This window comes from Chitinimonas naiadis (assembly GCF_054780835.1).
In genome coordinates this window covers 220,362-236,182 of the sequence record NZ_BAAGVO010000001.1, presented here as the reverse complement: position 1 = coordinate 236,182, position 15,821 = coordinate 220,362, and the positions used below count along the sequence as shown (strand labels likewise).

The 15,821-nt window shown below is 61.8% G+C and carries 8 protein-coding genes; 1 reads left to right on the top strand and 7 read right to left on the bottom strand.

The annotated features are described in order from the left end of the window. Nucleotides 1–18 precede the first annotated feature (18 nt). From glgX to ACYVHK_RS00950, 3 genes are all read right to left on the bottom strand, one after another. The gene (gene glgX / locus ACYVHK_RS00960) at nt 19–2,103 is read right to left on the bottom strand and encodes a glycogen debranching protein (protein WP_460526654.1); all 2,085 of its coding nucleotides are present in this window, start codon (nt 2,101–2,103) and stop codon (nt 19–21) included. 1 nt (nt 2,104) lies between these two features. Beyond that, on the bottom strand, nt 2,105–4,270 hold the full coding sequence (gene glgB / locus ACYVHK_RS00955; RefSeq protein WP_460526652.1) for a 1,4-alpha-glucan-branching protein: 2,166 nt from the start codon (nt 4,268–4,270) through the stop codon (nt 2,105–2,107). Nucleotides 4,271–4,803: 533 nt separating this feature from the next. After that, the gene (locus ACYVHK_RS00950) at nt 4,804–6,879 is read right to left on the bottom strand and encodes a methyl-accepting chemotaxis protein (RefSeq protein ID WP_460526650.1); all 2,076 of its coding nucleotides are present in this window, start codon (nt 6,877–6,879) and stop codon (nt 4,804–4,806) included. A gap of 313 nt (nt 6,880–7,192) precedes the next feature. Here ACYVHK_RS00950 and ACYVHK_RS00945 point away from each other — a divergent pair, with 313 nt between their 5' ends. Further along, a complete protein-coding gene (locus tag ACYVHK_RS00945) occupies nt 7,193–8,965 on the top strand; it encodes a bifunctional metallophosphatase/5'-nucleotidase (RefSeq protein ID WP_460526648.1) in 1,773 nt (590 codons plus the stop codon). A gap of 296 nt (nt 8,966–9,261) precedes the next feature. Here the strand turns inward: ACYVHK_RS00945 and ACYVHK_RS00940 are convergent, their stop codons facing one another. The 4 genes from ACYVHK_RS00940 to guaD form a co-directional block, all read right to left on the bottom strand. After that, a complete protein-coding gene (locus ACYVHK_RS00940; RefSeq protein ID WP_460526646.1) occupies nt 9,262–11,682 on the bottom strand; it encodes a TonB-dependent receptor in 2,421 nt (806 codons plus the stop codon). A 675-nt stretch (nt 11,683–12,357) separates the two neighbouring features. Further along, nucleotides 12,358–13,386, bottom strand: coding sequence for a purine-nucleoside phosphorylase (locus ACYVHK_RS00935; RefSeq protein WP_460526644.1), 1,029 nt, complete (start codon nt 13,384–13,386; stop codon nt 12,358–12,360). A 36-nt stretch (nt 13,387–13,422) separates the two neighbouring features. Continuing rightward, entirely contained in the window at nt 13,423–14,433 is a 1,011-nt protein-coding gene (locus ACYVHK_RS00930) for a 5'-methylthioadenosine/S-adenosylhomocysteine nucleosidase (protein WP_460526641.1), read from the bottom strand. Nucleotides 14,434–14,477: 44 nt separating this feature from the next. Beyond that, entirely contained in the window at nt 14,478–15,818 is a 1,341-nt protein-coding gene (guaD, locus tag ACYVHK_RS00925; protein ID WP_460526639.1) for a guanine deaminase, read from the bottom strand. Between the last annotated feature and the right edge of the window lie 3 nt (nt 15,819–15,821).

The following is a 15,821-nucleotide window of genomic DNA, read 5'->3' as shown; positions in this document are numbered from 1 at the left end:
CTATCAAACAACTTCCATTTACCAGGTCACCCGCCCGCCACTATCCAGCACCAGTAGCCAGATGGCATTGGCCTCCACCTCGACGCCCTTCTGGAACAAGGCATTGCCCGCTTCCGGGTCCGCTGTATCCAGCACCCTGAGCCAGCGCCCCGGCCGCAAGGTAAAGGTGGTGATCTGCGCCTCGGCGTTAATCAGCAGCAGACAGCGCTCTTTCACCCCTTCCGGCCCCAGCTCCACGATCAGGCTGAACTGCTCCCGGCCATCCCATTCGGCGGGCGTCATCTGCTTGCCCTCGGCATTGCGCCAATCCACGTCACGCTGCTCGTAGCCACCGTGCGCATCGGCGCTGAACCAGCGGCCATGCCGTAGCGCGGCATAGCGCTTGCGCAGCGCAATCAGGCGGGCCGTGAATGCGGCCAGCTCCATGTCGGCCCGCTCCCAATCCAGCCAGCCTATGATGCTGTCCTGGCAATAAGCATTGTTGTTGCCCTGCTGGCTGTGACCGATCTCGTCGCCCGCCAGCAGCATGGGCGTACCCTGGCTGAAGATCAGCGTGGTCAGCAAGGCCCGCTTGAGTCGCCCACGCAGGCAATTGATGACCGGGTCATCCGTCGGGCCTTCCACACCGCCATTCCAGCTGTGGTTATGGCTACTGCCGTCGTAGTTGTTCTCGCCATTGGCCTCGTTGTGCTTGTGGCTGTAGCTCACCAGGTCATTGAGTGTGAAGCCATCGTGGGCCGTCAGGAAATTGACGCTGGTCCAGGGCAGCCGGCCACGCCGCTCGAACAGATCACTGCTGGCCGTGAGCCGGCGCGCATACTCGCCACGAGCCGGTCCGTGGTGCAGCCAGAAGCTGCGCATGCTGTCGCGGTAACGATCGTTCCACTCTGCCCAGCCCGGCAGAAACCCGCCCACCCGGTAGCCATCAGGGCCGATATCCCAGGGCTCGGCCACCAGCTTCAGGCGGCTCAGCAGCGGATCGGCCTGGATCGCGGCGAGGAAGGCCGACCAGCTCTCGAAACTGCCGGCCATATTGCGGGCCATGATGGGTGCGAGATCAAAGCGGAAGCCATCGACATGGCACTCCTCCGCCCAATAGCGCAAGCTGTCCAGTACCAGCTGCAGGCAACGCGGTTCGGCCACGTTCAGTGTATTGCCGCAGCCGGTCCAGTTCTCGTTATGACCATCTGGCGCCAGGCGGTAATAGCTACGATTGTCGAGCCCGCGCAGATTGAAGGTCGGCCCGCCCACCCCCCCCTCGGCGGTATGGTTGTAGACCACGTCGAGCAGCACCTCGATACCCGCCGCATGCAGCGCCTTGACCATGCGCTTGAACTCGCCGACCGGGTCCTCGCCGGCCGCGTACCGTCCCTCCACCGCCATCAGCGCCAGCGGGTTGTAGCCCCAGTAGTTGACCATGCCCCGATCAAGCAGATGACCTTCATCACCACAGGCGGTGACCGGCAGCAGCTCCACGGTAGTCACGCCGAGTTGCTTGAGCCAATCGATGCTGGCCGGATGGGCAAGCCCGGCATAACTGCCACGGATCGCCTCCGGCACTGCGGGGTTCAACTGGCTGAACCCTTTGACATGCATCTCGTAGATGATCGTATCGCGCCAGTGTATGCCGGGCCGGCGATCGTCTTCCCAGTCAAAGCAATAGCTGCCGAAACGCGTGCTGTCGACGATTGCCTTGACCGCGTGCGTGCCGTTGTCGCGCGGGTCGGGACGGCTGGGGTCACCCGGCAGGTGATCACAGAAATCCCCCTGCCCCCCATAGCGGCCATGCAGTCGGCGCGCATAAGGGTCTGCCAGCAACTTGGCCGGGTTGTAGCGATGTCCCCGTGCCGGCATCCACAAACCATGCGCGCGGTAGCCATAGATCAGCCCAGGTTCGGCTTCGGCCAGATAGCCGTGCCACACACCGGCATGCTGCCCAGGTAGCGGCAACCGCGCCAGCTCCTGCTGGCCGGTGGCATCGAACAGGCACAGCTCCACCCGATCGGCATTGAGCGCATAGACGGCAAAATTGACGCCCTTGCCATCCCAATGGCTACCCAGGCGAAAAGGATCGCCCGCCTTCAAGCCCAGGGCCAATGCCATATCAACCGCCTTCCAGCAGGAACAATTGCGTCGCCAATGGCGCCAGCCTCAAACGCAACGAGTGCGGCCGACCATGCGCTGCATGGGGTTCGCTCAGCGCGTCACCGTTGCCGACATCGCTACCGCCATAGTAGGTCGAATCCGTGTTCAGTACCTCACGCCAGCAACCGGCCTGCGGCACGCCCAGCCGATAGTCCTCGCGCACCTGCGGGGTGAAATTGCAGACAGCCAGTACCGCACCGCCCATGCCGTCAAAACGCAGAAAGCTCAGTACCGAATTGTCGGCATCGTCCCAGCATACCCAGTCAAAGCCAGCCGGATCACAATCGAGACGATGCAAGGCCGGGATATCGCGATAAGCCTGGTTCAGATCCCTGACCAGCCGCTGCATGCCGATGTGGCGGCTATCGTCGAGCAGGTGCCAGTCCAGGCTCTGCTCATGGTTCCACTCACGGACCTGGGCAAACTCGCCGCCCATGAACAGCAGCTTCTTGCCAGGGTGAGCCCACATGAAGCCGAAGTAGGCACGCAGATTAGCAAAGCGCTGCCAGTCGTCCCCCGGCATCTTGCCCAGCAGCGAGCCCTTGCCGTGCACCACCTCGTCGTGCGACAGCGGCAGCACGTAATTCTCCGAATACGCATAGGTCAGGCCGAAACTCAGCTGCGCATGGTGATGCCGTCTATGCACAGGCTCACGCCGCACATAGTCGAGCGTGTCATGCATCCAGCCCATGTTCCACTTGTAGTGGAAGCCCAGCCCGCCATGTTCCGGCGGGCGGCTGACCTGCGGAAAGGCGGTGGACTCCTCGGCCAGCGTCACCGCACCCGGCCGGTTGACCCCGAGCCAATGATTGGTCTGCCGCAGAAAGGCAATCGCCTCCAGGTTCTCCCGCCCACCATGGACGTTGGGCACCCACTCGCCGTCTTCCCGGCTGTAGTCGCGATACAGCATGGAGGCCACCGCATCCACCCGCAGCCCGTCCACGCCGTACTGCTCCAACCAGAACAGCGCGTTGGCACTCAGGAAGTTCGCCACCTCGCGCCGGCCATAGTTGTAGATCAAGGTGTTCCAGTCGCGATGGAACCCCTCGCGCGGGTCGGCATGCTCATACAGATGCGTGCCATCGAAGCGCGCCAGACCGTGCCTATCCTCCGGGAAATGACCCGGTACCCAGTCGAGTATCACCCCCAGGCCCGCCGCATGGGCGGCCTCGACCAGGAAACGGAAATCCTCCGGCGTCCCGAAACGGGAAGTCGGCGCGTACAGGCCGATCGGCTGATACCCCCAGGATCCATCGAACGGATGCTCGCTGACCGGCAGCAGCTCCAGGTGGGTAAAGCCCATCTCCACGGCATAAGGGACAAGGCTGACGGCCAGTTCGCGGTAACTCAGCCATCCGCCGTCTCCGGTACGGCGCCAGGAGGCGAGATGGACTTCGTAGATACTGACCGGGCGGTCAAGGCCGCTATCGACCGGCCTGCCTTCCGGCGGTGCCGGCAGACGGTGCACCTGAGACGCCGTGGCGGGCCTGAGCTCCGCGACAAAGGCAAAGGGGTCACTCTTCTGGACAATCTGGCCTTCCCAGTCCAGCACCTCGAACTTGTAGGACGCGCCCTCATCCATCGCCGGCAGGAACAGCTCCCAGATGCCGCACTCACGCCGCAATCGCATGGGATGGGCGCTGCCGTTCCAGTAGTTGAAATTTCCGACCAGGGACACACGCTTGGCGTTTGGCGCCCAGACGGCAAACCGTACACCGCGCACACCGTCAATCTCGGTGAGATGGGCCCCCAGTGTCTGCCACAGGCGACGATGCGAACCTTCGCCGAGCAGCCAGATTTCATCGGCCCCCAGTAACGGGCCGAAGGCATAGGGATCATCCAGCAGCAAGGCGGTACCCGGCCACTGCACCTGCAGGCGGTAGCGCTGCCCATTGGTCAATTCGGGCATCGTAGCTTCAAAGAACCCGCGTGGATCGAGACACGCCAGTTGCGCCAGCAGCGCACCGTGCTGATCGACCGCCGCGACGGCTTGAGCCTCGGGCAACCAGACACGCAGCCAGGATTGCCCATCTTTGGGATGCAGACCGAGGACAGCATACGCATCGCCATGCTCACCCCGGCATATCGCCTCGATTTCCCAATGATCGAGCCCACTACCCGCCATGCCTGCTCCCTCGCCCGGTTTCTCTCATGCTAGTCGGGATTATGGGCCGTGGCATGACAAGCACCGCCAAAAACAACAACGCCTCCTGACAGACAGGAGGCGGGCGGGTATCGGCGCAACAAAGCCGTTACGCAGCAGAAACTGGTGCCCGGTACATCGGGCTCGTCCGGGCGGGAGCCACACCTGCTGTCCAGCAGCAGGACCGTGCGCGCAGTCTGCCTCGCCCATATTGCAGCGACTTTGCACAACAATAACAGCAGGCTTACAGGCTCAATTTTCGCGGGATTTTGCCGATATCAAGGGAGCGAAGGTGACTTCGCAGGGTACCCGCTGCAATAGGCCTGGCCGCACCAAGTTGCGACCCTCCCTTGCCTGGCGGTTTGTTGACTACTGGCGCCTCACGGCCCGGCAGTGGCAGGACTAACCCGAGAGCTGTGCGGGACCGCTGCCATTGCGCCCCGCGCAGCGACCATAACGGGTATTGGAACGCGGGGGCTGGGCACGGCCCAGTTCCCCGTCTTTCCTCGGCGCATTCAGATCTTGAAACGCCCTACCAACTCTCCCAGGCTTCGGGAAAGGCTTTCCAGTTCGGTCACAGCGTCTGCCACCTCTGCCACGGCCTGGCTGTTGTTCTGCGCCATATTGCTGATGCGTTCCACGTTCTGGGCAATATCAGTACTCGCCGCGGCCTGCTCGCGGGTCGAGTCGGCAATCACCGCCACATCCCCAACCAGCCTTTCGGTTTCGCCACGCACAGTACCGATGACCTCGCTGGCCTTGTGCGAGATGGCCACGCCACTGGCAATACGCTCACGCGTACTCTGCATGCCACCGCCCGCACCTTCGATCTCGCGCTGTATCTCCAGCACGATCTGGCCGATCTCGACGGTGGCATCAGCCGTTCGGGCCGCCAGCTTGCGAACCTCATCCGCCACCACCGCAAAACCCCGCCCCTGCTCACCGGCGCGGGCGGCCTCGATGGCGGCATTGAGCGCCAGCAGATTAGTCTGGTCTGCGATGTCCTTGATCACATTGACAATGATATCGACCTTGGCCGATTGCTGGCCCAGCCGTCCCATACTGCTGGCCAACGCATCCACGCTGCTATTGACCTTGTCGATCTCCGCCGCGACTTCGTCGACCAGCGATTGACCACGTGCCGTGACCTGACCGGTTTCCCGGGCACTGCGCTCGAAGTCGCGGGCCGTCTCGGCGATGTGCTGGATGCTGACCGTCACTTCCTCGACGCTGGCAGCGGTTGCCGTAGCCGCTTCTGCCTGCTGGTTGGATGACTGTTCGACGGTATCGGCGCTCCCCGACAGGCGCTCGGCCGCCTGCCCTACCGAGACACTCTGCTCGCGTACCTGCACAAACATCTCGCGCAGCTTACCCATGAACTGGTTGAAAGCTTCGCTGGTACGGCCAATTTCGTCATGACTATCCACCTGCAACCGCAGCGTCAGGTCACCCTCGCCCGAGGCCAGCACCTCCATGGCGCGTGCCAGGCGGCTCAAGGGACGCGTCAACACGGTCAACAGCCCGCCCAAGACTAGCAGGATCAAAGTCGCTGCTACCACGCCAATCACGATGGCCTGTCTCCGCGCCTTGACCGCTTCGGCAACGATGGTGGCCTTGGGAATGGCCACACCGAGTGACCAGAACTGGCCGGTATCGCCTATCTGTATCGGCCGCCAAACCTGCAGCTCCCCATTGGATTCAAACTCGAAGGACTTGCCGGCCTGCACATTGGCCAGGAAATCGCTGGGGTAACGGTCTTTCTCTACCGGTTTGCCCAGGAGCTTGGCATCTTGCTGCACCACATAGAGCCCGCTGTTGGAGACCAGCGTCAGATAGCCGACATCGAAAGGTTTGTACTGGCTGAAGTTTGCCTGCAGGTTGCCCAGCGGCAAATCCAGCGCGGCAACCCCCAGGAATTTACCGGCGCCATCCTTGATGGCAACCACCAGCGACGACATCAGTACCATCTTGCCCTGGACCTCGTAGGGATAAGGCTCGGTCACGGTATCGCGCTGCCGTTGCTTGGGGGTGTAGTAGAAGTCACCCCAGCCCGGTTTTTCGTACTCAGGCTGGTAAGCCGAAGGGTTGCTGCGGAAAGGTTCGGCATTCTTGAGCTGATCCGCGCCCAGCATATTGTCTTGCGCGACCTTGCCACCGGCCTGGGTGATATAGGGAATGTAACGGCCGCTGGGGTCATGGATAGGCCACTGGGTGGCGTAGTCGGCATCCTTGCCATCCATGGCATTGGGCTCCCAGATCATCCACAAGCCGGATGCCGTGGGAAACCCCGCCAGCAACTTCATGATCAACTTGTCGATGGTTTTGCGTTCCGGGAACGTACTGCCCTGCATGCCTTGTACCGCATCGGCCAAGTGCCGCGGCAGCGCATAACCCACTGCAAACTGGTCGACGACCCGTTGCGCATAGGCATCCGCCTGCTCATGTGCTCGGGCGAGGCCGACGGCCTCCGCATCCTTGTACACGCCACTGGCGATCACCCAGATCATGACGCCAAAACCCGCTGCAATAGCCAAGGCCGCAGCCACCAATACCTTGGTTCGTAATTGCCAGCTCGCAAACAAGCTATTCATCTCGGCCATCCCATCAAAAACATGCAGGACAAAAAATAAAAGCCCTCCTCGAATTCCTCCCAGAATTCAAAAAAGGGCATCGCTGTTATTCGCGGCCTGCCTCGACGGGCGGCTGTGACTTCAAGTTAGCATGCGCTTGACCGAGCCGAAAGCGCAAAGCGCCCGGCATGCCGGATATACGTCAGTCGATATGGGCCAAGCGGGTCGATTGCACCACACGGCAGGGGCCAAGCCGGTAAAATTGCGGGTTTGCGAGGCCTCACTCGATCTGCCCTCGCCCCATCCAGAACCCGCCCGCCGAAAGCCGCGCACCATGCCCGTCATTTCCCCCGTTTTCCCACGCAGTCTGTTCGCCACTGCCGTACTCGGCCTGCTGGCGGCGTGTGCCAGCCCGATGCAGCGGCCAGCAAGCGAGCCGCCCGTTGCCGTGCGTATCCTGGCCCTGAACGATTTCCATGGCCGCATCCCGGCCGGCCGCCTGTACGATAAGCGACCCATCGGCGGTGCCGGCGTGGTCGCGGCCTATTTGCAGGCAGCGGCAGCGGAGCTGCCCGATCGCACGCTGATCGTCGCCTCCGGGGACAATGTCGGTGCCTCGCCGCTACCATCGGCCCTGCTGATGGACGAGCCCACCATCATGTTCTTTAACCAGTTGGGCAACACGGCCTGCAGTACCCGGGCACGCCTGGCCCCGCGCTGCAATATTGTCGCCACCCTGGGCAACCATGAGTTCGATCGCGGTGTGGACGAGATGCTCCGGCTCTATACCGGTGGCAATTCGGCGCAAGGCCCCTTCCTGCAGGATCCCTGGCTCGGCGCCAGCTTCCCGCTGGTCTCGGCCAACGTGGTATGGGCCGACAGCGGCAAACCCATCCTTCCGCCCTACCTGATCAAGACGGTGCCGTACCGCGACGCCAGCGGTCAGGAGAGGGAACTCCCCATCGCCTTCGTAGGCGCCACCACCCGCGACACCCCCAATGTGGTCAAGCCATCCGGCACCGCCAAGGTGCGCTTCCTGGACGAAGCCGATGCCATCAACCAGTACATTCCCGAGATCCAGGCCAAGGGAGTCCACGCCATTGTCGTCATCATCCACGAAGGCGGCCAGCAGGCGATCTACAACGGCGTGACCGACCCGGACAAGCCGGGCGCGGAAGGTGCCATTGTCGAAATCATCAAGCGCCTGGACGATGATGTTGACGTGGTCAGCTCGGCCCATACCCATGCCTTTGGCAATGCCCTGGTCAAGTCACGTGGCGGCAAGCCCGTGCTGCTGACGCAAGCCATGAACTACGGCACCGCCGTCGCCGATATCCAGCTGGATATCGACCCGGCCAGCGATGAAGTCGTCAGCAAGAAGGCCGAGATACGCTTCATGTGGGCAGACGCCGGCCCCGGTCTGCAGCCAGTCGCCAAGGCCAGCGCCCTGGCCGAGCAAGCCACGCAGCGCGTCGCCGCCATTACCGAACGGCAAGTCGCCAGCATCGAAGCCGACATCCTGCGCGAGGCGACCCCTGCCGGCGAATCTGCACTGGGCAATCTGGTCGCCGACACACAGCGCGCCGCGACCGGCAGCGATATCGCCTTCATCAACAACGGTGGCCTGCGCGAAGACCTGCGCTGGCAACGCGCCAGCGGCTCCAAACTGGCCAACGGCACTATTACATTTGGCGATGCCTACAGTGTGCAGCCGTTCCAGAACAACCTGATCCGCATGACGCTGACTGGTGAGCAACTCTTCAAACTGCTCAACCAGCAGTTCGACCGGCGCGATGGCGAGCCAAACTTCCTGCACGCCAGCGGCCTCAGCTACAGCTGGGACAGCCGCCGTGCCGCCGGCGACAAGGTGGTGAGCATCGAGGTCCAGGGCAAGCCGATCAACCGGCAGGCCGGCTACACCGTGGTGGTCAACAACTTCCTGGCCGAGGGCGGCGACAGCTTCCCCGTCTTCAAGCAAGGCCAGGCCCGCACCATCATGGGCGGCGACCTCGACGCCTTCCTGCAATACATCGCCCCCCTGACCGAAGCCAAACAAGCCCTGCGCGCGCCCAAACTGGGCGAACGGGTCAAACGACTGGATCTCTGATCCACCCGAAATAGCTGTTCAGCAAATGAAAACGGCGGGTACCAACCGGTACCCGCCGTTTCTTTTTTACTGATCTACCTTGCACTAACTACGAGGCACACGGCCTCGAGCGTAGCGAGGCTCCCTCGCGGCGGCGCTGCCAGAGTTCTTAGCGAGCAAGCTCGCTTAGAACCTGTGCGTGCAGAGCTGGGCGGGGGAGTGGGCGATAGAAAGCAAAGTCTCGTCGACCACTCACAGCCGATTAACGCCCGGCTTAGCCGGGTGCTGAACCGATCTGCCCCCTTAGGTTTCGGCGATTAGAATTCAGCCGAGAACTGAATGCTGGCAAACCGCGGCGCACCAATATCGTAGTTCGGTGCCGAACCGGACACGGTCGGGTTCACCTGCGTACCCGGATCAATGATACGGATGTCGCTGGTGTTCAGCTTCTGCGCATTGATCTGGGTGCTAGGAATACCGGCCAGATAGTTCTTGTCGAACAGGTTGGACACGGCCAGACGCAGGGTCGGACGCTTCATGTACGCGGTATTACCAAAGCGATACGCCGCGTTCAGATCCCAGACCGTCACGGCCGAGATCTGTTCCTGGTTCATCAGGTCACCATAACGCTTGCCAGTGTACTTGGCGCCCAGGCCGGTGGTGAACGGACCGTACTGGTAGTTCACGCCGGCACCCAGCAGGATCTTCGGGGTGTCGGTCATGGTCTTGCCGGTAGTCGGCAGAGCAACCAGAGCAGCTTTCGTCCCTAACTTGGGATTGGTCGTACCCACATATTGCTCAAAGTCATCCTTCAACTTTTCGCGGATGTAGCTGGCCGAACCATACAGCGAGAAGCCGGCGCGTTGGCTGGTACCGAACTCGAGCTCGAAGCCACGCTTCTCGGTGTCGCCGACGTTGTAGTTACGACGGGTGCCATCTTCGTCCAGACGCTGGGACTGACGATCCTTGAAGTCAACGAAGAACACCGAACCGTTGAAGTTGAAGCTGTCGCCCTGATAGCGGTAGCCGATGTCAACGTTGTTCGACTGCTCCGGTGCCAGGTTGCGGTTGTTGTACTGGGCGTTGTTCTGATCCTGGATCAGTTCGTACAGGATGAAGTTGGCTGGCGTGCGGAAGTTCTTCGACAACGCGACGAAGGCATGGCTGCGCTCATCAATGCTGTACTTGGCCTGCAGGTTGGGCAGCACCTTGTTCCAGGTACGGGTAACGGTGACCGAGTCGGTCGCGCCACGGCTGCTCAGGAAGGTGCCTTGGGCGGTTTCGGAACCGGCACCGTAGGTGGTGCCTTCGCGCTTGGTGTGCGGGGTACGCACGCCAGCCAGAATGCTGATGCTGTCGCCGATCGGGAAGGCATCCTGCAGCGTGAACTGCGAGACCTTGGTGCGGGTCATCCAGTTACGGTCCAGACCACCAGATTGACCATTCAGCACGCTGCCATCGTTGCGCAGGATGACGTCGTCCGCCCACATGTCGACCGGGTTGCCCTGGTTGTCGACAGCGACGAAAGGACGGGTCTGGCGATGGCGGGCATTTTCCAGCCACAGGGCGACCATCAGCTTGTGATCACCCAGCGCCCAGTTCAGGCGGGTAGTGACACCAGGACGGTAGGTCAAGGTCTTGGAGATGGTGTAGGCCAGTACCTTGTCGAGCTTGTCGCCGTCACCGTTCAGGTCGCGGCCACCAGTCGTGAAGCTGGATTCGGTCAGGGTAGTGCCGCTGGAACCGCCGCCCTTGCCGTACCAGAAGTACGGCTCGACTTCGGCACTGACGCCCGGAGCCAGCTTGAAGCTGCCCTTGGCGCTGGCGACGTAGTTCTCGAACGGGTTCTGGGCGAGGGCGTAGTAGTTGGTCAGGCTGCTTTCGTCATCCGCCTTGCCTGCGGTGATCTTGCGGCCGGCAAAGACGGTGTCGTAGTCGTAGTAGCGGTTGGCTTGCCAGTCGCTCAGGCGGGCACGGCGCAGGAAGTTGATCTCGGCCTTGTTGTACATGATGCCGGCGCTGATCTGGTTGCCTTCGCCGAGGCTGAGGATGCTCTTGGCGTCGAAGTGCAGGCGATCGGCCTTGCCTTCGCCGCGCCACTTGTCGGCTTCAGACTTGGAGACCGAGAAGTAGGACTTGACCGGGCCAACCAGGCCGGTATCGACACGGGCAAAGGTGCGGTACAGGTTGTTCTGGCCGAAGGTCTGGGCAAACTTGAAGCGGAACTTGTCGGTCGGCTTTTGCGAAACCAGACCCACGTTACCGCCGGTGGCGCCGATGTGCGGGGCGTCGTTGTCGGTGGTGCCCTGGGTGACGTAGATCTCTTCGAGGTTTTCTGCGTCAACGTATTCCTGCGGGTAGACGTCGTAACCACCCGAATCGTTGACCGGTGCACCGTCAACGGTGAAGCCCATCTGGCTGGAGGAGAAGCCACGGATGGTCATGGTGCCGCCAAACAGGCCGGTGCCGTCTTGCGAGAAGGAATTCACGCCGGGCAGCTTGTCGATCAGCTGGAAGGCGTTGGAGGTGGCGGTCTTTTCTTCGATGGCCTTCTTGGTGACGGTGGCGCGCGCACGGGCTGCCTCTTCGTACACCATCTTGCCGCCGGCAAAGACACCCTTGCCTTCGATCTTGATGTTCTGTTCTTCAGGCGCATCCGCCTTGGTCGGCTCTGCGGCCCAGGCGCTGGCGGCCAGACCCGCGATCAGTACGGCGAGCTGAGTCTTGCGTAGTTTCATACTGCACTCCCTAAGTGCGGCATCACATGACGATGCCTGATTTTTGGAAACAATGACGGTAAGCACTTGTTAAAGCTGGAAATCCGTCGGGCAGGGAACACACCACCCGCACCAGTACGTATCGTTAGCAAGAACCGCCCCCGCCGCAATGGGCGACAGCTCTGCCCGCAGAGGAGTGGAATCTCTGCCTGGCAAAAGCGGTTGACTTGAAAGGGATTCTTGCAAACGGGAACAGGCGCTAGAACCACAGCGCCAGAACACCTGATTTACGATTTTTCACAACTAAAACAAGCAGATAAACAGCTACACCCATTCTGGACACCGATCACGAAATCGGCGCCGGACAGCTTGTGGACAAGCCCTGCGGTACACGAATGGCACGCAGTGTCGGGCCGGCGCGACAAGCCTATGCGCCAGAACAGATAGTGGATATTTGTTATATTACTGTAACGACTTGTATATGCATCGAAAAATCCGCACAAGTGCGTGCTTTTTGCACCAAGGCAAACCGCAAAGTTGGCAAAAAGCACTAAGAATGCTCGCTCCGGGCTCCTCGGACTATCCTGATCTGTAGCGTGCAAAACCCGTGCTACAAAAGCAAACAGGCCACTTTGCAGCGGCCTGTTTGCTGAAAGCCGACCATTCGGTCAGCCGTTGTAAATCAACATCATTGTGTTACTGGGCTGGCACGCCGTTCTGCCATTGCGGCCAACGGGCAACCAGATCACGCACCCACAGACCGCCGACGCGGTACAGGTTCTCGGTCGCGATCGGGAAACCGCCGGACTCCGCCTTCAGCGAGTCGTAGGCGGTCTGGCCCGGATGCGGACGATCGAAGTTAGAGGCGGTACGCAGTACAGCCAGACGCTTGATATCCAGAAGACCGGCCTGCTGGCCACGCAGCAGGGCGTTGTAGGTTGCATTGTCTTCCTGCTGGGTCGTGCAATAGACACCCTCGCCATCGCTCAGGAGCTTGGTCCATTCGCGGGCATGCTGGCCCAGCTTGTGGCCATGCCACCAGGTATCCCCACCCAGGGTATCGCACTGGATCACCTTCGGCGGCTGCGTGGCGGCCTTGTCCTTGTACAGTTTGCGGTAAGCCTTCGATTGGTCGTTATCGGCCAGCTCGGCCTTGCCGGTGATCGCCAGCACACGCTGCAGCAAGGTCTCGTCCAGCTTGAAGGCTTCGGTCTTGTAGTCGAAGACCGGCTTCACGCCAGGGCCCTTGCTCATCACGCCAAAGTAGCCGGTCTTCCAGCCCTTGGGCGCCTCGCGCGGGTCGATCTCGTGCGCAATGCCGAAGTCCACCAGCCAGCGCGCCCAGGCGGCTGAGCCCAGGGTGCCCTGGGCCGGATCAATGCCCGCAATCCCGGCGATCAGGAAATAGCTCTGACGCAAGTCGAACTGCTTGGACAGGATCACCGCGGTCGTGGACGCTGCCACGTTGGCGTGCCCCATGCCAGTGGTCAGCAGGCAGACATCATCCTTGTTGCAGAGGATGTTCGGGTAGTCCGCCGACAGGCCCACTACCGGAATCTTCTGGTCCAGGGCAAGGTTCTTGATCCACGGTTCGGCTTCCGGGCCGAACATGCTGATGACCAGCACCTTGACCGGACGTGGCGCGGACGCGTCCGCCCAGCTTGGCAGCGCGCAGGCCAGCAGCGCGAAGCCGGCTGCCAGTACACGTAATGACTTGTTCAACATAGGGGCTCCTGTTTCATCGAGGTTGTTGTTTGCGTATTACTTGCCGCGTTGCTTCCAGGCGGCCAGGAAAGCCAGCGTTACCTTGGCCTCATTGGTCTCGGCCAGACCGCTGCCGAAGAAGGCACCCACCTCGCGGAAGTCATGCCCACCGGCGAGGTCAGACAAGCTGCGGAAGGCAATGTAGGGCACCTGGTTGGCGTAGGCCACATGGGCGAAGGCAGCGGTCTCCATATCGACCGCCAGGGCTTGCATGGACTGCCACAGGTAATCACGATAGCTTGGATTGGCAAGGAAGAACGGCGCGGAAATGCCGCGACCACCCACCTTGAGACGCGGGGTGGCATCCACGCAAGCCGGCGGCTGCTTGGGGCCGCAACGGTCCAGCTCGACCTTCAGGCTCTTGGCGACCGCCAGCATTTCCGGGTCGACCGCGTAGTCGAACTTGAACTCGCCGGCCGGTGCGTTACGGCTATTGAGCACATAGTTCTCGCGCAGATACAGACCGGTCTCGACCTTGCCCTGCGGTGTATCGAGCACGAAGGCCGATGGCTTGCCATCCGGCCGGGCGAGCTTGAGACCCAGGCATTCGATGTCACCTTCCTTGCCACAGGCCGACGGCACCTGGCCATCACCGTTCCAGTAGGTCTCAAGCGGCAGCGCCCAACGCTCAGGCACCAGCACATCCCCGACCTTGCTATCCGGCGCGATGCCGCCGGCAATGCCGGACAACATCAGGTGCTGGATGCGGAAGTGGTCGATCATCAACTGGGTGACCATGGTCGCATTCGGGATGCTGACACCCGACAAGACGATCACCACGCGGTTACCGCGCAGCTCGCCGGTAGTGAAGCGGTTGCCATTGATCAGGTATTCGCGCTTCTTTTTCGTCTCCGCGACCAGGATGTCGGCTTCGGCACCAAAGGCCGATACGATGCCGATACGGGGGCTGCATTCGGTCAGGCAAGCCTTGGGCTTGGCATGGGCCAACAGGCCAAGGCTGGCCAGCAGTGCAAAAGCGGCGGTACGGAACAATCGTCCGGGCTGCATGGGAAATCTCCGGTTACGGTTTTCAGATGATGGATTGATCGGTACTACTGTGCGTAGGCACATTCGCCCAGCACATGGGTGGCGCTGATGCAGCGCTCATCCCCCAGGATGGCGAGCGCGAACAAGGTTTCAGCCAGGCTGTCATCGCCCTGCAAGCGCCAGGCCAGCTCGGCGGTAGCCTGTGGATCCAGCACCACGAAGTCCGCTTCGCGGCCAGCCTGGAAGCTACCGACATGATCGGCCAACCCCAGCGCCTCGGCGCCACCCAGCGTCGCCAGATAGTAGGCCCGCATCGGCGACAGGGGCCGACCGGCGGCTTGTGACACCTTGTACGCCTCGGCCAGCGTTCGCAACAGGCTGAACGAGGTCCCCCCGCCCACATCCGTCGCCAAACCGACCTGCACTTCGTTCGCGCGGGCCGCAGCATAATTGAAGAAGCCGCTACCGAGAAACAGGTTGGAGGTGGGACAGAAGGCAGCGGCGCTGCCAGCGTCCGCCATCCAGCGCAGTTCCGCTGCGTTCAGATGGACGCAATGCCCATAGATGGTACGCGGTCCGAGCAGGCCGTGATGGGCATACACATCCAGATAGCTGCGACGATCCGGGAACAGCTCACGAACCCAGGCCACCTCTTCCAGATTCTCAGCCAGGTGCGACTGCACATGCAGGTCGGGCCAGGCAGCGTACAGCGCACCGGCAACATCCAGCTGCCGCGGCGTCGAGGTCGGCGCAAAGCGGGGGGTCAGGCTGTAGCGCAACCGGCCCTTGCCGTGCCAGCGCTCGATCAAGGCCTGGCTATCCCGCTCCGCACTCTCCGGCGTATCCAGCAGATAGTCTGGACCATTACGATCCATCATCACCTTGCCGCACAGCATGCGCAGGCCACGCCGTGCCGCCACGCTGAAGAAGGCGTCCACCGAGTGCGCATGCACCGTGCCGAACACCGCCGCCGTAGTCGTGCCGTTGGCAAGTAGCCGCTGCACGACAAACTCCGCACTGCGCTCGGCCACGGCCGGATCGGCAAAGCTCGCCTCGGCAGGAAAGGTGTAGTTATTGAGCCAGTCCAGCAGTTTGAGGCCGTAGGAGGCGATCATGCCGGCCTGCGGGTAATGGATATGGGTATCGATAAACCCCGGCAGTACCAGTTTGCCGCGGTAATCAAACTGCCTGGCCTGGGCCAGTTGCTCGGGTGCAAGCCGGTGCACCAGCTCGGTCCATTCGCCAGCCAGGACAATATGCCCGCCTTCGATCAGCAGGCAACCATCCTCAAAATACTGCCAGCTCGCCGGGGCTTCTGCCTCACCTGGGTCGGCCAGGAAATGCAAGACTCGACCACGGACCAGGGTCAGTGCTGAAGGATGGGACGATGGCTTGCTGGACGTCACGAT

Bases quoted from the DNA above. Each gene is read 5' to 3' on its own strand.
- ACYVHK_RS00945 (WP_460526648.1), top strand. From the start codon at position 7,193: ATGCCCGTCATTTCCCCCGTTTTCCCACGCAGTCTGTTCGCCACTGCC.
- ACYVHK_RS00930 (WP_460526641.1), bottom strand. From the start codon at position 14,433: ATGCAGCCCGGACGATTGTTCCGTACCGCCGCTTTTGCACTGCTGGCC.
- ACYVHK_RS00940 (WP_460526646.1), bottom strand. From the start codon at position 11,682: ATGAAACTACGCAAGACTCAGCTCGCCGTACTGATCGCGGGTCTGGCC.
- ACYVHK_RS00950 (WP_460526650.1), bottom strand. From the start codon at position 6,879: ATGAATAGCTTGTTTGCGAGCTGGCAATTACGAACCAAGGTATTGGTG.
- glgB (WP_460526652.1), bottom strand. From the start codon at position 4,270: ATGGCGGGTAGTGGGCTCGATCATTGGGAAATCGAGGCGATATGCCGG.
- glgX (WP_460526654.1), bottom strand. From the start codon at position 2,103: ATGGCATTGGCCCTGGGCTTGAAGGCGGGCGATCCTTTTCGCCTGGGT.
- ACYVHK_RS00935 (WP_460526644.1), bottom strand. From the start codon at position 13,386: ATGTTGAACAAGTCATTACGTGTACTGGCAGCCGGCTTCGCGCTGCTG.